22 protein-coding genes, 1 pseudogene and 1 riboswitch are annotated in these 22,159 nt (G+C 53.8%); of the genes and pseudogenes, 5 read left to right on the top strand and 18 right to left on the bottom strand.

The window, feature by feature from the left end:
- Positions 1-10 precede the first annotated feature (10 nt).
- From PUT07_RS29290 to PUT07_RS29280, 3 genes are all read right to left on the bottom strand, one after another.
- Positions 11-640 carry a ThuA domain-containing protein gene (locus PUT07_RS29290; RefSeq protein WP_274472321.1) on the bottom strand — a complete coding sequence of 210 codons (630 nt, stop codon included), beginning with the start codon at positions 638-640 and terminating at the stop codon, positions 11-13.
- Between the two features lie 37 nt (positions 641-677).
- On the bottom strand, positions 678-1,847 hold the full coding sequence (locus tag PUT07_RS29285) for a Gfo/Idh/MocA family protein (protein WP_379240907.1): 1,170 nt from the start codon (positions 1,845-1,847) through the stop codon (positions 678-680).
- 68 nt (positions 1,848-1,915) lie between these two features.
- On the bottom strand, positions 1,916-2,947 hold the full coding sequence (locus PUT07_RS29280; protein ID WP_274472320.1) for a LacI family DNA-binding transcriptional regulator: 1,032 nt from the start codon (positions 2,945-2,947) through the stop codon (positions 1,916-1,918).
- A gap of 264 nt (positions 2,948-3,211) precedes the next feature.
- On the opposite strand from PUT07_RS29280, the pseudogene PUT07_RS35680 reads away from it, so the two are divergent.
- Together PUT07_RS35680 and PUT07_RS29270 are read left to right on the top strand one after the other, a co-directional pair.
- Positions 3,212-3,694, top strand: a pseudogene (locus PUT07_RS35680) (GGDEF domain-containing protein); the annotation flags it as partial.
- On the top strand, positions 3,695-4,579 hold the full coding sequence (locus PUT07_RS29270; protein WP_274472318.1) for a putative bifunctional diguanylate cyclase/phosphodiesterase: 885 nt from the start codon (positions 3,695-3,697) through the stop codon (positions 4,577-4,579).
- On the opposite strand, the gene PUT07_RS29265 is transcribed toward PUT07_RS29270, so the two are convergent.
- The 5 genes from PUT07_RS29265 to zwf form a co-directional block, all read right to left on the bottom strand.
- The gene (locus PUT07_RS29265) at positions 4,574-5,362 is read right to left on the bottom strand and encodes a YheC/YheD family protein (protein WP_274472317.1); all 789 of its coding nucleotides are present in this window, start codon (positions 5,360-5,362) and stop codon (positions 4,574-4,576) included. The genes PUT07_RS29270 and PUT07_RS29265 overlap by 6 nt on opposite strands.
- Positions 5,355-6,488: a glycosyltransferase family 4 protein gene (locus PUT07_RS29260; RefSeq protein ID WP_274472316.1), complete on the bottom strand. Its 1,134-nt coding sequence runs from the start codon at positions 6,486-6,488 to the stop codon at positions 5,355-5,357. Before PUT07_RS29260 ends, PUT07_RS29265 begins: the two co-directional genes overlap by 8 nt.
- A 158-nt stretch (positions 6,489-6,646) precedes the next feature.
- Positions 6,647-8,230 carry a peptide chain release factor 3 gene (locus PUT07_RS29255; protein ID WP_274472315.1) on the bottom strand — a complete coding sequence of 528 codons (1,584 nt, stop codon included), beginning with the start codon at positions 8,228-8,230 and terminating at the stop codon, positions 6,647-6,649.
- Positions 8,231-8,278: 48 nt separating this feature from the next.
- Entirely contained in the window at positions 8,279-9,349 is a 1,071-nt protein-coding gene (locus PUT07_RS29250; RefSeq protein ID WP_274472314.1) for a metallophosphoesterase family protein, read from the bottom strand.
- A gap of 104 nt (positions 9,350-9,453) precedes the next feature.
- Positions 9,454-10,989 (bottom strand): glucose-6-phosphate dehydrogenase, encoded by a 1,536-nt coding sequence (zwf, locus tag PUT07_RS29245; RefSeq protein ID WP_274472313.1) that lies wholly within the window; start codon positions 10,987-10,989, stop codon positions 9,454-9,456.
- A 181-nt stretch (positions 10,990-11,170) separates the two neighbouring features.
- Here zwf and PUT07_RS29240 point away from each other — a divergent pair, with 181 nt between their 5' ends.
- Positions 11,171-11,554 (top strand): hypothetical protein, encoded by a 384-nt coding sequence (locus tag PUT07_RS29240; protein ID WP_274472312.1) that lies wholly within the window; start codon positions 11,171-11,173, stop codon positions 11,552-11,554.
- A gap of 42 nt (positions 11,555-11,596) precedes the next feature.
- Here PUT07_RS29240 and PUT07_RS29235 read toward each other — a convergent pair whose 3' ends face one another.
- A complete protein-coding gene (locus PUT07_RS29235; protein WP_274472311.1) occupies positions 11,597-12,040 on the bottom strand; it encodes a GNAT family N-acetyltransferase in 444 nt (147 codons plus the stop codon).
- Positions 12,041-12,204: 164 nt separating this feature from the next.
- On the opposite strand from PUT07_RS29235, the gene PUT07_RS29230 reads away from it, so the two are divergent.
- Positions 12,205-12,897 carry a hypothetical protein gene (locus PUT07_RS29230; protein WP_274472310.1) on the top strand — a complete coding sequence of 231 codons (693 nt, stop codon included), beginning with the start codon at positions 12,205-12,207 and terminating at the stop codon, positions 12,895-12,897.
- 83 nt (positions 12,898-12,980) lie between these two features.
- Here PUT07_RS29230 and lepB read toward each other — a convergent pair whose 3' ends face one another.
- The 6 genes from lepB to PUT07_RS29200 form a co-directional block, all read right to left on the bottom strand.
- Complete coding sequence (gene lepB, locus PUT07_RS29225) at positions 12,981-13,529, bottom strand: signal peptidase I (protein WP_274472309.1); 549 nt, start codon at positions 13,527-13,529, stop codon at positions 12,981-12,983.
- A 27-nt stretch (positions 13,530-13,556) separates the two neighbouring features.
- Positions 13,557-14,204: a response regulator gene (locus PUT07_RS29220; protein WP_274472308.1), complete on the bottom strand. Its 648-nt coding sequence runs from the start codon at positions 14,202-14,204 to the stop codon at positions 13,557-13,559.
- Between the two features lie 26 nt (positions 14,205-14,230).
- A complete protein-coding gene (locus tag PUT07_RS29215) occupies positions 14,231-15,286 on the bottom strand; it encodes a sensor histidine kinase (protein WP_274472307.1) in 1,056 nt (351 codons plus the stop codon).
- Positions 15,287-15,316: 30 nt separating this feature from the next.
- A complete protein-coding gene (liaF, locus tag PUT07_RS29210) occupies positions 15,317-15,979 on the bottom strand; it encodes a cell wall-active antibiotics response protein LiaF (RefSeq protein ID WP_274472306.1) in 663 nt (220 codons plus the stop codon).
- Positions 15,980-16,168: 189 nt separating this feature from the next.
- On the bottom strand, positions 16,169-16,771 hold the full coding sequence (locus PUT07_RS29205) for a PspA/IM30 family protein (protein ID WP_274472305.1): 603 nt from the start codon (positions 16,769-16,771) through the stop codon (positions 16,169-16,171).
- Between the two features lie 21 nt (positions 16,772-16,792).
- Positions 16,793-17,098, bottom strand: a complete 306-nt coding sequence (locus PUT07_RS29200; protein ID WP_274472304.1) for a LiaF transmembrane domain-containing protein — start codon at positions 17,096-17,098, stop codon at positions 16,793-16,795.
- Between the two features lie 169 nt (positions 17,099-17,267).
- Positions 17,268-17,420: riboswitch (cyclic di-AMP (ydaO/yuaA leader) on the top strand.
- A gap of 13 nt (positions 17,421-17,433) precedes the next feature.
- Between PUT07_RS29200 and PUT07_RS29195 the strand changes: the two genes are divergently transcribed.
- A complete protein-coding gene (locus tag PUT07_RS29195; RefSeq protein ID WP_274472524.1) occupies positions 17,434-18,231 on the top strand; it encodes a stalk domain-containing protein in 798 nt (265 codons plus the stop codon).
- Positions 18,232-18,309: 78 nt separating this feature from the next.
- Here PUT07_RS29195 and PUT07_RS29190 read toward each other — a convergent pair whose 3' ends face one another.
- The 3 genes from PUT07_RS29190 to moaA form a co-directional block, all read right to left on the bottom strand.
- Positions 18,310-19,497, bottom strand: coding sequence for a GNAT family N-acetyltransferase (locus PUT07_RS29190; protein ID WP_274472303.1), 1,188 nt, complete (start codon positions 19,495-19,497; stop codon positions 18,310-18,312).
- A gap of 307 nt (positions 19,498-19,804) precedes the next feature.
- Positions 19,805-21,073: a molybdopterin molybdotransferase MoeA gene (locus PUT07_RS29180; protein ID WP_274472302.1), complete on the bottom strand. Its 1,269-nt coding sequence runs from the start codon at positions 21,071-21,073 to the stop codon at positions 19,805-19,807.
- 21 nt (positions 21,074-21,094) lie between these two features.
- Complete coding sequence (gene moaA / locus PUT07_RS29175; protein ID WP_274472301.1) at positions 21,095-22,099, bottom strand: GTP 3',8-cyclase MoaA; 1,005 nt, start codon at positions 22,097-22,099, stop codon at positions 21,095-21,097.
- Between the last annotated feature and the right edge of the window lie 60 nt (positions 22,100-22,159).

Genomic DNA, 22,159 nt, shown 5'->3' with positions numbered 1-22,159 from the left:
CCCCTCTTCGTTATCGCGTAGCCCAGAGCAGGCCGCGACGCATAAGTTCCAATGTTTCCGGCATCCGCACGATGTTCGCTTGATGGCCCAGCGAGTTATAGTACACTTTGCCCGCGCCATACGTTTTCGTCCAGACCACGGGCATCTCGACATCGCCGAAATCCGTCACGGCATGCACCTGAATCGCCGGATCCACATGCATATAATATTTCTCCGAGACGACAACGAAATCTTCAATGCCTGCAGTGAGAGGATGCTGTCCGTCTTTGATCCGCACCGTATACGTTACCCCGTCATTGCCGGGATGCGCCACCCACTGGCCGCCGACCATGTACTGGTACTCGACTTCGTTGCGGAAGGAATCCGCCATCCCGCCGTGGCAGCCGGCAATCCCGGTTCCGCCTTCTTTCACCGCCGCAAGCAGCGGCTTCAATTGGTCGCCTTCAATCTTCCCCATCGTCCACACGGGAACGATCAGATCGACGCTCGCCAGACGCTCCGCATCCTTGAAGCTGTCCAGTGTATCGGATACCTCGACGCCATAGCCTTCTTCACGCAGCAGCCCGGCGAAAATGCCGGCAACTTCTTCCGGCTGATGGCCATCCCAGCCACCCCAGACAATCAATGCTTGTTTGCTCATTCGAACGAACCCCTCTCCATCCTATGATATACCCAGATTAAACCTCGCTGATCTTCACCCAACGGCGCTGCTCAATAGACTGATCTACGGCTTCCAGCACCTCTTGGCACTTCACGCCGTCTACGAAGTTCGGTACCGGCTGACGGTCTTCCGCCAGCGCGTTCATCAGCTCAACGACCTCATGAACGAACGTGTGCTCATAGCCGATCGTATGGCCGGCAGGCCACCAAGCATCCATATAAGCATGGGACGCATCGGTCGCCAGTACGCGGCGGAAGCCTTGAACATCCTCATCATCGCTCGTGAAATACACCTGTAGCTCGTTCAAGCGCTCGAAATCGAACTTCACGCTGCCCTTGCTGCCATTAATTTCAAATGAATTCGTGCACCGGTGACCTGCGGCGAACCGAGTCGCCTCGAAGCTGCCCAGCGCACCGTTCGCGAAGCGCGCCATGAACAACGTCGCATCGTCGACGGTCACCGGCCCGTGCGGCGCATCCTTGCTGCCTTTGGCGCTCAGCCCGGTCATCGAGCTCGGCAGCGGACGCTCCTTCACGAACGTCTCGCTCATCCCGATGACTTCGGTCATATCGCCGATCAGGAAATGCGCGAGATCGATCAGATGCGCGCCCAAATCGCCGTGCGATCCCGAGCCGGCGATCTCCTTCTGCAAGCGCCATACGAGCGGGAACGTCGGATCGACGATCCAGTCCTGCAGGAACCAGGCGCGGAAGTGATAGATCTGGCCGAGCCGGCCGGACTCGACCAGCTTCTTCGCGAGCTGCACCGCAGGAGCGAACCGGTAGTTGAAGCCCACCATGTGCTTCACCCCGGCCGCTTCAGCCGCTTCCAGCATTTCCCTTGCATCCGCAAGGGTTAGCGCCAGCGGCTTCTCGCAGAACAGATGCTTGCCGGCCTTCGCCGCAGCAAGCGCGATTTCCTTGTGCGCATCGCTGGGCGCATTGATATCGACGATGTCGATATCGGGATGCGAGACCAGCTCGCGCCAATCGGTGACGTACCCGTCCCAGCCGAATTGCTCGGCTGCGGCTTTGACACCGTTCTCATCTCGCCCGCAGATGAGCTTCATGTTCGGCACCGCCGTCTGCGGGAAGAACATATGTAAATCTTTATAAGCGTGGCTGTGCGCCTTACCCATAAATTTATAGCCGACCATACCGATATTGAATGATTTCAATGATTTCATGAATAATTGCCTCCTCTAACATGTATGTAGGTTTCTAATCTCCTGATCCATGTCTCCTGTCTTGGCTGTTACTTCCGGGGACTGCCCTTAGACGATTGGCGGACTACTAATGAGGTCGGCAGCTTCACGCTGACAGGCTTGGCGCTTTCCCCGTGCAGGAAGCCGGCTAATACACCGCGCGCTGCTTCCTTGCCCATCTCATAGAAGGGCACGCTGATGCTGCTGAGAGGCGGATCGCTCAGCTTGGCGCTGTCGGAGTCGTCGCAGCCGATTACGGCAAAATCGCGTCCCGCGATCCAGCCTTTCTCGCGAAGCCCTTGCATGAGCCCGATGGCCATCCGGTCGTTGGCAGCGAATACCGCTTCGACCTGCTCGCGCTGCTCCCATAGTTGATCGGCTGCTTCGTAGCCGCTTTTGCGGCTGTAATTGCCTTGCAGGAGCAGCCCGGGAGTCACCTCCAAGCCTGCATCCGCCATGGCTCTCAGATAGCCCTGCAGCCTGTCGGCCGAGTTCGAATATTCGGGCGAACCGTTCAGGAAGGCAATCTTGCGGTAGCCTTCCTCCTGCAGATGGCGCACCGCCTGATAGCTGCCCTCCGCATGATCGGCATCGACCTCATAGAAAGTCGAACCCTCGAAATGCTGGTTCACCAAGCAGAAGGGCAGCCCCTGCTCTTGCAGCTGCTGAAGCGATTGCCGCTGCTGCGGCGTATCTCTGGCGCCCAGAATGATACAGGCATCCACCTTCTGCGACCGGTAGAGCCTTGTGTAGTCCAAGCTCTCGTCGGGCTTCAGCAGCGACAGCAGCAGATCATACCCCTGCTCCCTTACCTGTTCCCCGATGCCGCTTAATATTTCCGCGAAATAATACGTGGAGAACAGATGGACTTTGGGCATATACGGGAGCACGACACCCAGATTCCCGCTGCGTCTGCGCGCGAAGCTTTGGGCGATGGCGTTCGGATGGTAGTCCAGCTGCCTGGCTGCTTCAAGCACTCGCTCTTTGGTTGCAGGCTTCATAGGGCCTAGCCCGTTAAAAACACGGGAAACGGTCGCCTCGGATACCCCTGCCAATTCAGCGACCTCTTTTCTAGTCACCATGTCTTGCAGCCTCCCAACCTCTTGAAAATTCAATATGTACACGCGTACATTTTCTCATTCATCACCCGCTTTTGTCAATACGAAGAAGGCGGCAAATATTTTCCGCCGTATCCGCCGCTCGCTTTCGTCATCCGCTGCCTATAACCGTGCAAAAAAACGACTAATTTCTGCAAAATGACCTAATTTATCGTATTGTCTAGGGCTCGCTTTTCGTTCTATAATTAATCGTATGTAGACAACTTTGATGCGGAATGAGTGATAGCAATGAAAGTAGCCCGGCGCCTTCTTCACTTGGCCTCATCGACAAATTTCGGTGCTCGGAGAAGCATCAGACAAGTGTCTCGCATTCATCAGCGAGCCAAGCTCCAATCTTTAATCCATCAAGCCGTCCGAAGCGACCGCAGATCCGCTCCCGCTGCTGCCGGGCTGCGAACGCTCCTTGTTCTGGATGTTGACCGTTTCCGGCAAGTCAACCTTTCCTTCGGTTATGCAGCCGGCGATCTCGTGCTGAGGGAGGTCGCTAACCGCCTGCTGACCGTTCCCGGCTGCCGCCTCGCCGTTCGTTCCGGTGACGATGAGTTTCTGCTTGTCCTGCATGCTGCACACCCAGATCAGCTTGCCCTCTTCGCTCAGCAGGTGCAGCAGCTTTTCCATACACCTTTCCTCATTCAAGAATGTGAATGTTATCTGAACGTCAGCATTGGCCTAAGCGCCACCCAGCTGACTCCTTCTACGATCGAACAAGCATTGAACCAAGCCGATCAAGCGCTCCAGAATGCCAAGCTGACCGGCAGAAACAAGATTGTGAGCTTCAGCTCTCTGCAGAGCCCGCCTTCTCCTGGCTCCCTGGCGATGGAAGCGGAGCTGCGCAAAGCGATACAGGACAATCAACTGCTGCTGTACTATCAACCGCGGTTGGAACTATCCACAGGCAAAATCATTTGTTTGGAAGCCCTTGTCCGTTGGAATCATCCGAAGCACGGCATGATTCCGCCCGGCGAGTTCATTCCGCTGGCTGAAGAGTCAGGCTTGATAATCCCACTTGGCGAATGGGTGCTGCGTGAAGCCTGCCTGCAGAAGATCAGATGGCTCGAAGCCGGCATGCTGGACTATCAGATCGCCGTCAATATCTCGCCCTGCCAGTTCCAAGATGAGGGCTTCGCCGACAAAGCGATTCGCATCATTGAGATGACAGGCATGAATCCCGCCTATTTGGAATTCGAAATTACCGAGAGCTCCATGATGCAGAACATGGAGAAGACGGTTGCCGTGCTGGATAAGCTGTGCAGCAAAGGAATCTCCATCTCCATCGACGATTTCGGAATCGGCTATTCCTCCTTGAACTATTTGAAGCATTTCCCGATCCACTGCTTGAAGATCGACCGTTCTTTCGTACAAAACATTCATAGCAACCAAGACGATTGGGCGATCACGAGCGCCATCATCCATTTGGGGCATGCCCTTAACATGCAGGTCGTCGCCGAAGGCGTTGAAGAGGTAAGCCAACTGGAAATATTGCGGGCAACCACCTGCACGACGATTCAGGGTTATCTCTTAAGTCCGCCCGTTTCCGTTTATGAGATTGAACAAAGCTTCGACCGCTATGACAACAGGCCGGTTATGATATCATAACCGGCCGTATGCTCTGGCGTATCTTCTTATTTTGGCGAAAATACGCTTATCCCGCAGCCTCCGGAAAATGAACGGATCCGGACTCGTATTCACCTCTAGAATCCACGGATGCAGCTCGCTGTCCAGCGCGACATCAACCCCGATCTCTTTTACACCGTTGTATTTGGTATGAATCGCTCTTGCTACTCCCGTCCCGAGTACATGCAGCTTCTTAAGAAATTGCTCCTTCTCGCTTTCCTTCAAGTAGCCCTCCAGCAGCGTATCTACCGGTTTCAGCGTTCCCCCATTATGGAAATTGGTCACAATTTTGGTCGGGTGTGCCACCCTGCCGATCACCCCGGTCGTCTCCCATTTGCGCTCCGGCGTTTGCTGCACCATAATCCGCAGATCGAACCGATTCCCTTTGTATTTCAGCAGATGAATCCCCTTCTGCACCAGGTAGCGTTCTTTGCCCGTTTTCTTGATGATGGATGCATACATATCCTCGAACGTTTTGAACCGTTTCAAATGAACGCCCAATTGATACGAGTACGGCAATAACGCCCCGCTGCCTTCCGCGTATTCCACGCGGATGACGCCGTTGCCGAACATACCTACGTTGGGCTTGATATAGACCATTTTATGCTGTACCAGCATTTGCTTCAGCGACTCCGCCGTCATCCATTTGGTCGTCGGCACATATTGTTTGAGGGTGGCGATGGCTTCCACCGCTTTCGTTTTGCCGATCTTGCTTGTGACATAGCGCGGGTATTTAATTGCCCGTTTCTTTAGCATCCTACTCATATTTGGCCTCCAGCTTCAATCTATAGAAGTCGGCTAGCGATTGCGCGGTAGCCTGCCAGCTGAATTGGCTTACGGCATCGCTGCGGGCTTGCTTGGCTAAGCCGCTAGCCCACTCCCTGCGCTTGGCGACAGCCACGATTCCCCTTGCGATCGCCTTAGGGCTGCGGTAAGCCCGGATCAAGACGCCGTTATGCCCGTCCTTGACTATTTCTTTCACGCCTCCGATGGCCGAAGCGATAACGGGAAGTCCGGATGCCATCGCCTCGACATTCACCAACCCGAAAGCCTCATGCCGCTGCGAAGGACAGACGAAACAGTCGGCGAGACCGTACACCTCGTGAATGTTGCGGTGGGGAACATTTCCCAGGAATTTCACCGGCACGGCAAGCCTTCGAGCCCTGCTGCGCAAGCTCGCCTTATAACCTTTGCTCTGCTCTCCCCCGGCGATAAGCAGCTTCATGTCCGGCACCTCCCTCCTGGCCGTATGGACGGCCTCGATTAACTGCCGGATACCTTTGCGCCTAATGAGCCGCCCGGCGAAGAGCACATGGAACCCCCGTGTAATGCGGTACTTGGCTCTTAGCCGTTGCTGTTCGGTTCGGGATCTTGGCCGGAAACGCTTGATATCGGTCCCGAGATACACCTTGTGCATCTGATTGCGGCTCTTTGGAAACCGTTTGATCAACTCCTGCTCCAGAGAAGCGCTGTTGGCTACAATCCAGTCGACGGATCGCAGTTGGGCCGCGCATTTGGCGGCAGTCGTATAAGGAGGCTTCACGAACGTCAAAGAGTGCAGGAACAGGGAAACCGGCGTCTGAGGAAAATGGCGTTTGATGGCAGCCGCGTAGTTCGGCCGGTTGTCGACTTGAACCCAGTCGAATGTCAACCCCTTCATGGCCCGGATCACTTCTCGCAAATACCCCGCTTTGCCGTCCGCCCGCACCCTGATTATTTGGAGTTGTCCCCGCTTCGTCATACGGCTATAAGAACGATGCTGTCTGGATATGACGGTCACTTGATGCTTCTTCGCAAGCTGCCGGGCAATCGCATAGATGCATATTTCAACGGAGCCGCCCCGGATCGGCGGTACTGGAATTTGCTCAGGTGCAATAATGAGAAGATGCACGTCTCGGTTTCACTTCCTTAAAGCGCATATTGGGTACTTGTAGCCCGTGATTATTGTATGAAGTTCAACGTCCGGCGGTAACCAGGAACCATCGTCTTCGCCGTCCAAAATAACAAAAAGACCGCACGTCAGATTAATCTCTGCGTACGGTCTCTCTATTAAGGGGCGCTTGTCAGAAACTGCGCGTTCGGATTCTTCTCCATGGAAGATCTTAATGCGTATTCGCTCTCGAACAAGCCGACATAGTTGCCCTTCTTATCCTTAACCAGTTGCGAATTGATGCGGAATTTGCCCGGATCGATTTTATCGTCGATAATCCAGCGCGCGAACTGGTAGTTCTGGCGCTGCAATAGAATGTCCACGCCATACTCGGATCTCATCCGGTGCTCCAGCACCTCGAACTGCAGCTGGCCGACGACGCCAAGGATCATGTCCTCGAAGCCGATCGTTGTGAACACCTGAATCATTCCCTCTTCCGTCAGCTGGTCGATGCCTTTGAGGAATTGCTTCTGCTTGAGCGCATTCTTGATCGACACCTTGCTGAACAGCTCCGGCGAGAACGTCGGCAGTTCATCGAATACAATCTCCGACCCTTCGCTCAGCGAATCCCCGATTCGGAAGATGCCCGGGTCGAACAGACCGATGATATCGCCTGGGAACGCTTGTTCTACGATATCCCGGTCCTGCGCAAGAAACTGCTGCGGCTGCGCCAGCTTGATCTCTTTGCCTACGCGCACATGCTTCACGGCCATGCCGCGCTCGAACTTGCCCGAGACGATCCGCAGGAACGCAATTCGGTCGCGGTGAGCCGGGTTCATGTTCGCTTGAATTTTGAATACGTAACCGGAGAATTTCTCCATCGTCGGCTCGATCACACCGGCCGTGCTGTTGCGAGGCTCCGGCTTGGGCGCCAGCTGCAGGAAATTCTCCAGGAACGTCTGCACACCGAAATTATTCACGGCACTGCCGAAGAAAACCGGCGTCAGCTCGCCCTTCAGCACCTTCTCCATATCGAAAGGATCGCCGGCTACATCCAGCAATTCGATATCGTTGCAGAGCTGCTGGTGCAGGAACTCTCCCGCAATTTGCCGGATGAGGGGATCTTCCGCCCCTTCCACCTTGCGCACTTCAATATCTTTGTGATCCTCGCCATTGTACAGCTCCAGCTGAGACTTGCCGCGGTCGTATACGCCGCAGAACTGTTTGCCGGAACCGATCGGCCAGTTCATCGGATACGAACGAATGCCGAGCACTTCTTCCAGCTCTTCCAACAGCTCGAAAGGATCGCGCCCTTCGCGGTCCAGCTTGTTAATAAACGTGAAAATCGGGATACCCCGCATCCGGCATACTTGGAACAGCTTCTTCGTCTGGGTCTCGACCCCTTTGGCCACGTCGATCAACATCACGGCGCTGTCTGCGGCAGTCAAGGTACGGTAAGTATCCTCACTGAAGTCTTGGTGGCCGGGAGTGTCCAGAATGTTGACGCGGTGCCCTTCGTAGTCGAACTGCATGACGGAGGAAGTTACGGAGATTCCCCGCTGCTTCTCAATTTCCATCCAGTCGGACGTGGCGTGCTTGGAAGCTTTGCGCCCTTTGACCGTTCCGGCGAGGCGGATGGCGCCTCCGAATAGCAGCAGTTTCTCGGTAAGTGTCGTTTTCCCGGCATCCGGGTGAGAAATAATCGCGAACGTCCGCCGTTTGGCGACTTCCGTTTCGAGAAGTTTAGTCAGTTGCGTTGTCATCTGATTGTTTAATTCCCTTCTTCTTGAACATAGGTACTGCTTTTCGCATTAGGCATGGGCTTTCTGCAACTCAATGCTCCAATCCGCTTCGGTCAGGAACGTACGGTTGCTGAACTCTCGGCCCCGCACGGTTACCTTATCGGCGAATACTTGCACATAAAGACCTTGCGCTTTATGTTTGGCTTCCTGCTGGTAAGCTCGATTAAGCGTTCTGCCGACCGAGGAATTGTGGAAATAATGGAACGTCTCCTTCATGTAGTGCGGAGTGCCATTCTGGAAATCCTGATGGCGGTGTCCGCAGAACACGAAAACGTTCCTATAAGGTTTAAGCGTTTCGCGGAATTGGATGGCGCGGATCAATTGGTGCGAGCCTCCATCGGTGCCGCTGGACGGCAGCGGCTGATGCGTCATGACGAACAGCGGCCTTCCCGGTTGATACAGCGCTTTAAGCCGTTCCTTGAACCAAGCCAGCTGCTCGTCGGAATACCAGGCTCCTTCACCGACCTCCGGTTTCTCCTGCACATAAGCTTCCTGCGACAGCAGCAGGATGGAATGCCCTTTGGTCGTAAAATCGTTGTAAAGCGTCTTGTAGCCGAAAAACTTCTTGAACTGCTCCCGGCTGACTTCATCGCTCTTGCCGTTGGGCACAGCCGCTTGATCCCAGTTGTTCGCTTTATTGATCCAGATCGTATAATAATCGTGATTCCCCATGTTGGCGTGAACAGGCGGAAGTTTATACTCACTTACAATGGTACGCAGCTCCTTGTAATCGCGTTCCGTGCCGGTGTCCGTCAAATCGCCGGTCAGCATGATCGCATCCACAGGACCGTCGAAGTGCTTAATATCATCAAGCGCCTGCCTCAATTTCTTAACGGTCAACGGGTCCCCGGCTGTGATGTGAAGATCGCTTAATATGAAGAAGGACATCAGCGGCCCGTCCGGTGGAGGTTCTTCCGAAGGCTGCGCGGTCGCTTGCGGCGCCTCGGGCTTCGCAGATGCTAAGACAGGCGCTTCGTCCGCCATGAACCTCTTCTTGACGATCTGACTGAATAAGGCGCTTAATCCAACCAAAGCGGCCCCGATGGCAAGCAGCCATCTTATGAAAGCTCTACGCGACATGTACGCACCCCAAGTATAATAGTAAGGAATTACCCCGTAAGTTCTATTATACCACAAAAAAACCAATAGGCGTCAGACGCCTATTGGATGTTATACGTGTATGCCTAAGTTAAAACCGTCGTTTTCTGAACGGCTTCCCAATCGACTTCCCCTTCGTTCTGACCGTTGATTGGCCACCATTTGAAGCCGTCGTCCGTCAGCAGCTTCGTCGCCTCTTCCGGCCCCCAGGAACCGGCAGGATACGACTTCAGATCATCCGTCCGTTCATTCCATGCCGCTGCAATGCGGTCCACATAGGACCAAGCCAGCGCCACTTCATCCCAGCGGGTGAAGTACGTGGAATCCCCGCGCGCTGCATCATACAGCAGACGCTCGTAAGCTTCCGGCGTATTGATGCCGATTTGGCAGCTTTGGCAGAAATCCATCGCAACCGGAACGATGACGCCTTCGGATCCCGGCTGCTTCGCGTTCATCTTCAAGTAAATGCCTTCCATCGGATTGACGCGGAAGACGAGCAGGTTAGGCTCCATCACGTGCTTCTTGGCCAAATAGACGTTGTTCGGAATGTTTTTGAACTCGACTACGACTTCCGTCGTTTTGACCGGCAGTCTTTTGCCTGTGCGAATGTAGAAGGGGACGCCCGCCCAGCGGAAGTTATCGACGTGCACGCGTGCGGCGAAATACGTTTCCGTCGTCGATTGCGGATTCACGGAATCCTCTTCGCGGTAAGCGGCCAGCGCTTTGCCTTTGTTCGAACCTGCCGAATATTGGCCGCGCACGACGTTGCGGCGCACATCGTCGCCGTCCTCGAACAGACGCAGGGAACGCAGCACCTTCACCTTCTCATCGCGGATATCTTCCGGATGCAGACGGCTTGGCGGCTCCATGGCCATCATCATCAGCATCTGCAGCATGTGGTTCTGACCCATGTCGCGCAGCGCGCCGGAATGATCGTAGTACCCGCCGCGTTCCTCTACGCCGACGGTTTCGCTAAGCGTAATCTGAATGTTAGCTATGTACTTGTTGTTCCATAGCGGCTCGAAGAAGGCGTTCGCGAAGCGCACGAACTCGATGTTTTGCACCATTTCTTTGCCCAGGTAGTGGTCGATGCGGTAAATATCCTTCTCCTCGAACACTTGGCGAAGCTGGCTGTTCAAGCGCTCTGCCGACGGCAAATCGTAGCCGAACGGCTTCTCGATGACGAGACGGTGCCAGCCCTTCGTTTGGAGCAATCCGCCTTCGCTTAAGTTGTAAGACACATTGCCGAATAGCTCCGGCGCCAAAGCCAGATAGAACAACCGGTTGCCGCCGGTTTGGTATTTCTCGTCCAGGCGGGCGGACAAGGCGTTCAATTCATGGAAGCCGGCGACGTTGTTGATGTCCAGCGACATATATTCGAACCGCTCCGAGAAGCGAGCCCATTCGGCGTCGTCCGTACTTTGGTAACGTGCGAATTCTTGAATCGAATGCTTCACGTCATCGCGGAACTGTTCGTTCGTACGCGGTCTGCGAGCCAACCCGACCACCGCGAAATTATCTCCTAATTTCCCTTCACGGTACAGGCTGTAAAAGGCCGGGAACAGCTTTCTTTTCGCTAAATCCCCCGTTGCCCCGAAAATATAAAAAACAGCTCCACTCATCTATTCATCATTCTTTCTCTATAGGATTAGTTAATATGCTTAGCATACCTAAAATTGTCAAGCTATTCAACTTTTCTGAGTATTTTTACTAATAACAATTTCTTATACGCTACTAGACATTCGTCTATACCGAAGTGCAGCAGACAGAATAGGCTATAGTACACAACAACACGGAGGTGCCATGATCCTCATGCAGCCCATTCATCCCATCAGCGAGAAATCTTGCAAAAGCCTGTGCGGAAAGTCTGTGCTTCTATTATTGAACGATGGCTCGCAAGTATACGGCGTATTAAGCCGATTGGACAAAAACAAACTCGTTCTTAATGACGAGGCGCGCCCAAAGCTTAGCACCAAAACGATGTCCAAGAAAGGTAAGAAAACCGCGAAAGCCAAATCCACTCAAGAGAATGCCGTCCAAGAAGAGCCGGCCTTTCCCGTCATGGGTATTGAGCCCGTGCGGCTATCCTTCTTCGGCGGACTGCCTTTCTTCGGCGGCCCCGCTCCGGCGCAAGAAGGCCCGATCGATATTCCGCTCAACCAGGTTGCGGCCATGTTCAGCGAATGAAGAAAAGGCTGCCGATGTTTCTTACATCAGCAGCCTCTTGTTTTACCGAATCTGCTTCCTCATCCGGTAGCAGCTTAACTCGGGCAGATACTCCTGGAGGTCGTACCCTTTGCTTAAGTAGAAGCCTATCGCCTTCGGGTTGCTGTCATCGACGAAAAGCTCCGCCGTGCGGCAGCGCTCACTTCGCCCATACGCTTCCGCCGCCTTCATCAGCTCTTTCCCCCATCCTCGTCCTTGCGCCCGGGGATCGACGGCCAGCATATCGACGAACAGCACATCCGATTTGCGGAGAATGGAGATGAAGCCGTAGGGCTCTTTATTTCCTTGGGCTGCCACGAATGTCTTGTTATGGTTCAGCCGCTTGCGTATTTCTGAGAAGGTGATGGAAGTGCCGGACTGATATTGCCTGGAAAAAGGAACCAACTGTTCGATGACCAAACGATAAATCTTCCTGTCGTCACCTGCAGCCATCCGTTTACGAATCACGCGCATCGCCTCCACAAGAAGCAATAATGCTATCTTATGTCAATTTATTTGAAATTGACTCCGCGACATGCACGAATTTATGCATGACGCCTTAGGGCACGTACCAATTTACCCCAATTGCTGCGAATGATATACTATAATCAATCGACAAAGGGGTGATTGTAATGATCTATGCCTATCCTCCGATAACGGCTGTGAACTCCTACCAAACCCACAAGGACTACTATCGCGTCAGCGCAGTACGCGCCATTGCCGGCGGAACCTCAAGCACGGTACGCGGGACGCTGAATCTGCCGTACGAAGGCTCCAGCTACCAGCAGCTCGCCAAATCGGCCGCCAAGCAAGTAGCCGGCTTCGTTCAAACAGTCCACGACGCCAAAGCTTCGGCGCAATCCGTTGCAGATGCCCAACCTGCTGATAGCGGACGTCATACAACACTAGAATTAGCCCCCATCCGGGACTTCGTAGATACATATAATGAGCTCCAAGCCGCTTTGCAGGATTCGCCGGACTATTTGAACCGCTCGGTGCTTGCCGGATTGGCGCAAGCCGCGAAGCCTTACTCCCTGCAAGATATCGGAATCGAGCATCGGGATGACGGAAGTCTGGAGCTCCACGAGGATGAGCTTCAAGATCAAATCAGCAACCCGCCAGCCGCATTACGCCGCAGCATGGGCAGCTTGACCAGCTTCGCAGCCTCCTTAGCTAATGCGCTGGGACAACTGCAGCAGCTGCCGTCTGAAGCGCTGTTCCAGATGAACGGTTCGCGGCTTCAACCTTACGGCCAATACCGCTCCAAGCTGCAAGCGTATTTGCCCGTACCGATGAGCGGTTTGCTGCTGGACACGCAGATCTGATGTGCTCCTCCATAAACGCGAACGACCCGCAAGACGTAGACATGCTTCTCGCATGTTCGCCCTGCGGGTCGTTTTTTTATGAATTAGAACAGCTTCTTCCCTAATACATGATCAAGCGGAATATAACCGATCACCCGGCTGTCCATACTGTTGTTGCGGTTATCCCCCATCACGAAGACGTGATCCTCCGGTACCGTCCACTGTTTATTGCCATTCGCCTTCATCGCTTCGTTCAAGTAAGGCTCTTCGAGCAGCTCGCCGTTGCGGTACAGCTTATCGTTCTTGATTTCCAGCCGATCTCCGGGTTTGCCGATCACACGCTTGATCCACACATGCTTATCGTCGTTCTTCGTAAACAAACTCAGCAGCGGGCTGTCGAGCAGATCGTTCTTGAACGTGCGCTTCAAATCGACCCTGGAATCAATGATGACGATATCCCCGTAGTTAGGCTCATAGTTGAATGTATGCGATAGCTTCGACACATACACACGCTGGGTATCATGCAGCGTCGGATCCATCGAATGTCCCATCACCTTGGTCGATTGGAACACGAATACACCGAGGAAGACAACCAATACAAAAGAAATGGCAATGGAGCCGAACCAACTCCACAGCTGCTTGAGAAAATTCATCCTTATCGCTCCTTGTCCACTAGTTAGCTATTCGGCCAGGCCGTGCTTGAAGGCATAGATCGCCGCTTGGGTCCGATCCTCCACACCTAGCTTGGCCAGTACATTGGTGACGTGAAATTTCACGGTTTTCACTCCGATAAACAATTCATCGGCCAACTCCTGGTTTGACTTGCCCTTAGCAATTAGACGAAGGACTTCCATTTCCCGTTCAGTCAAATCTTCATGCGGCTCCGCCGCTGCTTTCGGCTGCCGGAAGCGGTTCATAATCTTCGAGGCGACTTGCGACTCCAGAATGGACTGGCCTTTGGCCGCGGCTCGGATGGCCTGCGCGATCTCGGAGGCACGGGACGTTTTGAGCAAATAGCTGAATGCGCCGGCTTCAATGACCGGATACATTTTCTCATCGTCCAGGAAGCTTGTGAGCACGATGACTTTGCACTCCGGGTACAGCTGCAGCAGCTTTCGCGTCGTTTCGATGCCGTCCATGCCTTCCATCACCAGATCCATCAGCACGACGTCCGGGCGGTATTCCTGGGCTAGACGGATGCCGTCTTGGCCATTGCTGGCTTCGCCGACAACCTCAATGCCGTCCTCGGTCCCGAGAACGGCGGCAAGACCGATTCTGACCATTTCATGATCGTCGACCAGCAGTACTTTAATCAATATATCGTCCATGTTCGTCTCCTCTCTATCAAGAACATCTATTCTACCGCATCCCCGGCCAGAATAGGCACGCGGATTTCTATCCGGGTTCCCCTGTCTGGGGCGGTAATGATATCGACGGAGCCGCCGATTTCGTTAACCCGCTCCTTCATCGACACAATGCCGTAGGAGGTCAGCTTCTTCGCATCGAGCTCGAAGCCGACGCCGTCGTCCCGGATCGCCAGTCGAACGCCGTCCGGGCGGTGCAGCAGCTTCACCTCCAGCTTGTTCGCTTTGGAATGCCGCAGCGCATTGGACAGCGCCTCCTGCACGATGCGGAACAAGTGGTCTTCAATCCCTTTATTTAATCGAACGTCTTCGTCCATGTCCCACGTGATCGTCATCGGCACCTTCGCCGCCAGCTCCTTCAGCAGCTCCACGAGCCCTTCGGACAATCGTTTGCCCTCCAGGTGGATCGGCCGCAAATGCAGCAGCAGCGCCCTCATCTCCGACTGCGCGACGGAAGCCATCTCCTCGATGAGATGAATCTGCCGCTTGGCCTTCTCGAAGTCCTTATCCAACGTCCGGCCGACTGCCGTCGCCGTCATCGAGATGGCGAACAGCTGCTGGCTGACGGCATCGTGCAGCTCTCTGGCCAGCCGCTGCCTTTCTTCAATAACCGCCGACAGCTTCGCCTTCTCCGCCAGTTCGGCGTTATTGTTCGATAACCGCTGAAGAGAAGTAACCTGCTCTTCCCATCGCTTCATAATGCGGCCCAGCTGCTCGCCGAGCCGCCCGATTTCGTCTTCGCCGTTCTGGAAACGGTCGCGGGTGAACGTCCCTTTTTCCAACAATATCATCGTTTCCATCAAGGGCTCCAGCCGCCGCGTAATTCTGGAGCTGTTCCAGTACCCGTATCCGGCGCCGACGCAGCCGACGATGACGATGGCCATGAAGGTGAATTTGACGCCCTCCTGCCAGCTTGTGAAAGGCGTAATGAGATTTCTCGAGTTCATGAAATAGATAATAGCGCCAAACACCAGAAAACTAAAAATAATCGATTCAGCCATACTGCGCCATATCATATTCGTTAATCTTCTTTTATAGCCGTCCAATATGTGCTGAACCTCCTCTGGGCCTACAGTTTACAAGACTTTTATTTTAATATCTCCGACGATATAGGATAGCACCAGCTTGACGCGGTGGTCGCAGCGCTCATAGTTCGGGGACTGCCAATGCAGCTTGTTCATGACACCGGACTCGCGTTCGACGCCCACTTGAATCTGCCCGAACGTGACCGAAGCCGCCACCGATACGCCGATGTCGTCCGGCACTTTGATGTCTACGTCCCCTACAACCCCTTGCAGAATGACCGTGGTTTCCTTTTGTTCCAAAATCGCGAGCGATAAATCGATATACGTTTCACCGATGATATACCATGTCGAGCTGTTGCGCATAATCCATGGCTCGCGCCCCAGACGCACACTGTCCACCAGCTTCTGCTTCTGAATATAGGTATCGTCCTTCTGCATTTGCTTGGATCGTATGAAAAAAACACCTAACGAGATTAATACGATGGAGATGACAATCGTCACATGATCCCCGAATAGAATGACGCCCCCCACGGCTATCAGCACGAAGCCTTTGCGCTCCTTGCGGGAACGGACCCGGTGGATGCCCAGCAAGACCAGAATAATTGCGAGAATGGGGAAAAAGCCGATCGTATGATCCAGAAGCAAAAAAAGACCGGCGCCAATCAGCACAAGGGCTGTATTCCGGTTGCGGTTGTTTTTGGTTTCTTCGCCCATCGCTGCACCTCCTCTGGCTGCCGATTATTTCGTTCATATAGATGTCTAGCATACCACAAGAATGGACAGCCTCCAAGATGCAAATCCTTGCGGGGCAAGGCTCTGGCAAGGCTCTGGTAGGGCTCCGGCAGATGGCCGGGGCCTGCCGCGCCGTGCAGGCGCATAGGGCGCAGCAGGGTTCCGCGCGGATTATTTCTTGTCGCGCCATTCCTTTTGGAGCTTGCGCAGCTCCTGATGGAGGTTGTCGCCCGCTTCCTTCAGGGTATCGCGTGACACGCGCCCTGCTATGCGCAGCCCCTCCATCGCTTCCCGGCCAAGCTCGCGGCCGGTCGCCTCCAGCTCGCGCCAAGTCTCGCGAGCTTCCTCCTTGGACAGCCCGCTCCGCGGCTGTCCCGCCGTGCGGCGGCCTGTACGCAGCGCCGCCAACTCATCCGCCAGCGACAGGCATACGTCCTGGCTGCCGGCATACTGCGCGCGGTACTGCTCGGCCGCTGCTTCCTCGCGCAGCTTCTCCTGCAGCGCCATGCGCGCCAGCTCCTCGTCGCCTGCGCGCATCGCCAGCTCGGCTTGCTCGCCGCGCAGCTGGGCCATCTCCTCGGCGGTCACGCACTGCCGGCGAAGCTCGATTGTCCGCTGCAAGGCTTCCTCGTAGCGCTGTTCCAGCGCCTCGATCTCCAGCGGCGACACGCCGGCGGCAGAGCCGCTGCCTCCGCGCTCATGCAGATCCAGCTTGCTTGCCGCTTCTTGTAAGGCCGATTCGGCCATTCTGCCAATTCGATTGAATACGCTCATTATGCCACACCCCCCATGTTCCTATCGATAATCGTGATAATTCGACGAATAACCAGGTTTCTTCCACATCCGGCAGCCGTAATAGATAAGACCGACGGCCAAAGCGACTGCAAGCAGTCCGGAAAGCTTCGTCATCAGAATCAAAGCCCCAATGCCGAAAATCACCCAACCGATCTTTTTATCGTTCCTAATCCCTACATAACCAAGCCCCACCATTGCCGCAGGAACAATCAATCCCATCAGATGAACGTGCATGCCGAGTTGGTGCATGCAGATTAGCAAGCCCACCGTAATTAAAATCAATGCCCAGCTTTTTGATCGATTCATGCTCATGTTTCGCTCCGCCCTTCGCTTAATCTTCATGTATCTATCGTAGCCGAAATCGATTTTCGCCAAAACGGACTCGCGACTGTTTTTCAACCTAGACCTAAGTCCAGTACCGGCTACGACCGTTATCCATATTTTGGAGGTTGTTCCCGCTGGTCCGTCAGTGATAAACTATCTGAAGCCGAGTCCGGCGCACAGACAAAGTGCCGGTACGGGGGACGATTTACTTGGGGTGAATATTTGCTCTGTACCCGGAGCAGACTAGGGAGAACCTTCTTCCCGAACCCGTCAACTAACCTCGGAGGCTCATCTAGAAGGAGGATTACCAATTGCATATGATAACTAAAGGGTTAACTTGCCTTGCTGTGTCCGCCACAGTTTGGGCAGGGGGCTTTCTTTCCCCATTTACGGCACATGCGCATGCTGCTGCCGCGAGTATGGACGTGAAAGTTCAGGTCAACGATAAACTGGTTCAATTTCCGGATGCTCAGCCTTTTTTGGATGACAACCATGCGACACAAGTACCGATCCGTTTCGTAACAGAGAAACTGGGTTATGATGTACAATGGCAGAAGGAAGGCGACCAAATTAAAGTTACACTGAACAATGATAAGCACTCCATCACTTTAGTTTCAGGCCAGAAAGAAGCGGAAATTGACAACAACCGTGTCGAGATGGACACACATGCCGAATTTCAAAACGGACGCGTCTACGTCCCCCTTCGGTTCCTAAGCAATGCCTCTGATATTCCCGTGAAATGGGACGCAAGCAGTAAACTAGCCATCTTGAGCAAGGATGGCAACAACTATGCACCGGATTACGAGCTTTTCGAATCCACCGCTTACTCGTCTGACCCGTCCGAGAATGGCGGCTATGGCGCAGTGGATTACATGGGCAATCCTCTACGAATCGGAACTGTCGCTGTAGATCCTACGGTGATTCCGCTCGGATCTAAGCTGTATATAGAGGGATATAACTTCAATGGCTTGCCGGCCGGTGGCATGTACGCTTATGCCACGGATACAGGCGGATCCATTAAAGGCAAACGAGTCGACATCTATGTGCCAGGCTCCAACCAATCTCTTCGCAGCTTCGGTTTCCAAACAGTCAAAGTGTACGTGCTAAACCCGTGATCATTCACGGGTTATTTTTTTATTACGCAAAAAAGCGGCCCCGGCAATCGCATGCCGGAAACCGCATTTTTTCGATATTTAAAAGAAGTCCGCCAAATAGGTCGTCCGTTCAGGAATCGCCGCTTCCAACCGTCGGATCCTTTCATCGGAGCCCTGGAGCTGGCCGATCCGCGATAGGAATCCGGCTTTCTTATAACCGATGAATAAGGCCGATAACGTTTGGATGCTGCAGCTCAGCACATGATCCTCTGCCGGCAGCTCGCCTGCGGGAAGCTTGGCAACCTGTGCCGCCTTTCCGCTGCCCGTAAACGTCAAACGGTAAACGCCTTCATTCCACTCGGCATAGGGGTCCGAAATCCTTATGTAGACGGGTTCCGCTTCACTCCGCGCTTCGAATGCATACTGTGACAGGAAGGCTTCGACATCGACGATCCGTGCTGAGAAGTAGGTAACTTTTTCCTGTTTGAATCGGGGATCCGGCACCAGGAACGCCAGCTCGTCATCGATCGGAGCTTTGATCTCCACCTTCGTAATCATTGAATCGTGATCCGCGATGAATTTCCACAATCCGCGCCTTGCCTCCTCATCAAGAAAGACCATCTCATGAACGGTGGCTGTGAACGCCTTCACCTGATAAATCACGTAGCCGGTTTGTTCGCCTTGCGGATTCACGTAGACCGCTGCCGTTCCTTGCTTCGCCTTCAAATATTTGTTCCACCAAACGCCGTCGCGGTCCAGCATGCCGTTATACCGCACGGCATACTTCGCATAGATCCCGTTTAGAAGTTCACCGTCTTTCTCCACCCGCACGACCTTGCTGCCTGCTGCGGCTTCGAACCTTGGCAGCTTATCTGCCGGAATCTCATACTTCAAGTAATCCACATACGCTTCCCAGCCAAATTTGCGGTAAAATTCAAACTTGAACGGGTGCAGGAAGGAAATCGTCTGCCCTCTTTCTCTCATCACCTTAAGCGCTTGAATAAGCAGCTGCTTCACCATCCCGCCGCGCCGGTATTCCGGCCACGTAGCTACGCCAGCAATGCCGCCCATGGCATAACGCTGACCGTTCAGCCACGTATGGAAATCAAGAAGATGCAGCTTCGCCGCAAGCTTATCCTGCACATAATAGCCCCATATTTGCTTGGGATCCGTCTCGCTTATCCGCTCCGCCTGCTCTTCTGCGCTTAGCTCGTATTGAAAAGCAAACTGGGATAAGGCGAGACTCTCCGGGAGCTCCTGCGCTTGCAATGTACGAATATCACTCATTAGGATCACCTCATTATTTATTATACTTAGGCTTATTTCAGAAGTAAAAGCGGGCATAAGTCCAATCAACAAATGTCTACAAGACATATGTTGTATAGTGAAACATCCCAATCAAATAATTTTGAACCGGAGGGGATACTATGTCATATGCAGCTGGTTGTGGAACTGGATACGGTTCCGTAGGTGTTGTTCTTGTTCTGTATGTTCTGCTTGTCATCATCCTTGCTACTTTCGCAATCTAATGATGTGAAAATGGGCCTGCCGTCACCTGCTTCCTTCGCGAAGCAGAGTGACGGCAGGCCTCATTTTATTGGATAGGATAAATATGTACGCGTTCGTTCCTTGCGAATCCTGAGCCTCCGGCCGGCAGATAAATCAAACAATCCGCATCCTTGATGGATACCATGATGCTGGATTTATCGATGCCAGCAGGCTTCACTCGCAGAGAGCCATCCTGTACATGCGTCATGCCTCTTACATAACGCGGATATGCGGAGCCTTTGTCGTAATCAACGTCCAGATAGGCGGTGACCGCGTCCGGATACGCTGATGGACAGCCGGCCATCGCCAGAATCAACGGCTTGGCGAACAATTCAAAGCCTACGAAGGAGGCTCCGGGATTGCCGGAGAGCGCCAATAACAGCTTATCGTTCCACAGTGCTGCACTCGTCGGCGTGCCTGGACGCATGGCTACTTTATTAAACAGCAGCTTCCCTGCAAAACGGCTGAAAACATCAACCAATACGTCGTAGTCTCCTACAGAGACGCCGCCGGACGTAAGCACAAGATCGGCCCCGGCCAGTCCCTTCTGCAGCGCCGCCTCCACCTCATCCGCATGATCGGAGAGCGCCTGCATAATGATGGGGGTGCCTCCAGCCGCTTCTACTTGAGCGGCCAGCATGTAGGAGTTGCTGTTGCGAATGCGTCCCGGCTCCAGCTCGTCATCGACATTCAACAGCTCCGAGCCTGTAGAGTAAATAGCTACCTTAGGCTTGCGATAGACGGCGACATAGGCATAACCGAAGGTTGCCAGAATGGCCGCCTCGCCAGGACCGATCCGTGTACCGCGCGCCAGAAGCAGCTCCTCTTCGCGAATTTCACCGGCAATAGGCGTAATGTTGCTTCCTGCGGGCATGTGCTTCTTAATGCTTACGCAAGAGGAACTCTTCCCTGCATCATGCTGCGGCAGAGCGTCCGTCATCTCCAGCATAACGACACTGTCCGCACCGTCCGGAACGGGAGCGCCTGTCATGATGCGTGCAGCCGTGCCGGAGTGAACCGTATGCTGAGGCACAGTGCCGCTCGGAATAAGCTCAATAACACGAAGGACGATCGGATTGTCCGGGGCAGCCGGCTCAATATCCTCAGCTTTAACCGCATACCCGTCTACGCCGGACCGCCGAAAGTGAGGGACAGGATGATTCGCCGTTATATCCTCACCCAGCCGTCTTCCGTATGCTGCCGATAGCGGGACAGACTCGACTTCCGTAAGTTTGACATATTCGGCAAGCAAGCCCCTGGCTTCATCGACCGAAATGACCTTTCGGCCAAATTTAAGCTTCGTATCGCTATTCACTTGCGTCCGTTCCTCCCTGGGCTAACCGCCGATTTGTGACATCCGGCGAAGTGTCGGCGTATGCGACTGCGCTTCGTTCATCAGCGCCTGCGCCATCTCATGATTCTGCGGCTTGATATCCAAAGCGCGGAAGAACAAGTCTTCCACCGCTGCGTCATCGCCGATATATTTGCGAACATTGAACTCATCCGACCAATATAAACATGGTTTCACATTGCCGTCAGCCGTAATGCGCAGCCGGTTGCAGGTTTCACAGAAATGGTCGCTGATCGGGTGAATGAGTCCAAAAGAGCCCAAGGCTCCGTCGATCCGGTAATTTTGGGCGGGACCGTTGCCATACACCGCATCTGAAGGGACGGCGTTCCACCCCTTCTCGCTGCAGCGGTCCAACACGGTTGTCAGAGATAAATACCTGTTCTTCCAAGTATCATCCTGATGACCGATTGGCATATATTCAATGAATCGGACTTGAATGGGCCGATCGATCGTCATTTGCAGGAAGTCTTCAATCTCATCGTCATTGATCCCCTTCATCAGAACGACATTCAGCTTGATCGGGGATATGCCAACACGATAGGCTTCCTCGATGCTGGCCAATACGCGGTTGATATCTCCGCCTCTTGTAATTAGGGAGAACCGGTCGGCTTTCAAGGAATCCAGACTAATATTGACGCGGGTTAATCCTGCTGCGCGAAGCTTCTCGGCTCTCGAGGCCAAATAAATCCCATTCGTAGTCAGGGCGATATCTTCAATTCCGGGAATTTGCGAAAGCATGCCAATCAATTGCTCCAAATTTTTGCGTACCAGAGGCTCTCCCCCGGTTAATCTAAGCTTGCGCACACCTAGTCTCGCCAAAACTCGGACGACCTCAGTGATTTCCTCGAACGTGAGAAGCTTCTCATCCGGTTCAAACTCCATTCCTTCTTCGGGCATACAATAAACACAGCGGAGATTGCACCGATCCGTTACGGAAATACGCAAATAATCGTGCATTCGTCCAAAACGATCCATCAGTAGCTTCGACATGAGGGGTCACCTTCTCTCCTTGTCCATTATGGCATATTTAATGACAAAATCCTAGATTTC

Origin of the sequence: Paenibacillus sp. MAHUQ-63, from assembly GCF_028765165.1 — a bacterium.
Taxonomy (GTDB): domain Bacteria; phylum Bacillota; class Bacilli; order Paenibacillales; family NBRC-103111; genus Paenibacillus_E.
The sequence above is the reverse complement of the archived record's forward strand: the minus strand, read 5'-3'. Positions and strand labels throughout refer to the sequence as shown.

What these genes read in the sequence shown, in the direction of transcription:
- PUT07_RS29250 (WP_274472314.1), bottom strand. Translation starts at nt 9,349, where the DNA reads ATGTCGCGTAGAGCTTTCATAAGATGGCTGCTTGCCATCGGGGCCGCT.
- liaF (WP_274472306.1), bottom strand. Translation starts at nt 15,979, where the DNA reads ATGGGCGAAGAAACCAAAAACAACCGCAACCGGAATACAGCCCTTGTG.
- PUT07_RS29240 (WP_274472312.1), top strand. Translation starts at nt 11,171, where the DNA reads ATGATCCTCATGCAGCCCATTCATCCCATCAGCGAGAAATCTTGCAAA.
- PUT07_RS29205 (WP_274472305.1), bottom strand. Translation starts at nt 16,771, where the DNA reads ATGAGCGTATTCAATCGAATTGGCAGAATGGCCGAATCGGCCTTACAA.
- PUT07_RS29200 (WP_274472304.1), bottom strand. Translation starts at nt 17,098, where the DNA reads ATGAATCGATCAAAAAGCTGGGCATTGATTTTAATTACGGTGGGCTTG.
- PUT07_RS29280 (WP_274472320.1), bottom strand. Translation starts at nt 2,947, where the DNA reads ATGGTGACTAGAAAAGAGGTCGCTGAATTGGCAGGGGTATCCGAGGCG.
- PUT07_RS29220 (WP_274472308.1), bottom strand. Translation starts at nt 14,204, where the DNA reads ATGGACGATATATTGATTAAAGTACTGCTGGTCGACGATCATGAAATG.
- zwf (WP_274472313.1), bottom strand. Translation starts at nt 10,989, where the DNA reads ATGAGTGGAGCTGTTTTTTATATTTTCGGGGCAACGGGGGATTTAGCG.
- PUT07_RS29285 (WP_379240907.1), bottom strand. Translation starts at nt 1,847, where the DNA reads ATGAAATCATTGAAATCATTCAATATCGGTATGGTCGGCTATAAATTT.
- PUT07_RS29290 (WP_274472321.1), bottom strand. Translation starts at nt 640, where the DNA reads ATGAGCAAACAAGCATTGATTGTCTGGGGTGGCTGGGATGGCCATCAG.
- PUT07_RS29195 (WP_274472524.1), top strand. Translation starts at nt 17,434, where the DNA reads ATGATAACTAAAGGGTTAACTTGCCTTGCTGTGTCCGCCACAGTTTGG.
- PUT07_RS29190 (WP_274472303.1), bottom strand. Translation starts at nt 19,497, where the DNA reads ATGAGTGATATTCGTACATTGCAAGCGCAGGAGCTCCCGGAGAGTCTC.
- PUT07_RS29265 (WP_274472317.1), bottom strand. Translation starts at nt 5,362, where the DNA reads ATGAGTAGGATGCTAAAGAAACGGGCAATTAAATACCCGCGCTATGTC.
- PUT07_RS29230 (WP_274472310.1), top strand. Translation starts at nt 12,205, where the DNA reads ATGATCTATGCCTATCCTCCGATAACGGCTGTGAACTCCTACCAAACC.
- PUT07_RS29255 (WP_274472315.1), bottom strand. Translation starts at nt 8,230, where the DNA reads ATGACAACGCAACTGACTAAACTTCTCGAAACGGAAGTCGCCAAACGG.
- lepB (WP_274472309.1), bottom strand. Translation starts at nt 13,529, where the DNA reads ATGAATTTTCTCAAGCAGCTGTGGAGTTGGTTCGGCTCCATTGCCATT.
- moaA (WP_274472301.1), bottom strand. Translation starts at nt 22,099, where the DNA reads ATGTCGAAGCTACTGATGGATCGTTTTGGACGAATGCACGATTATTTG.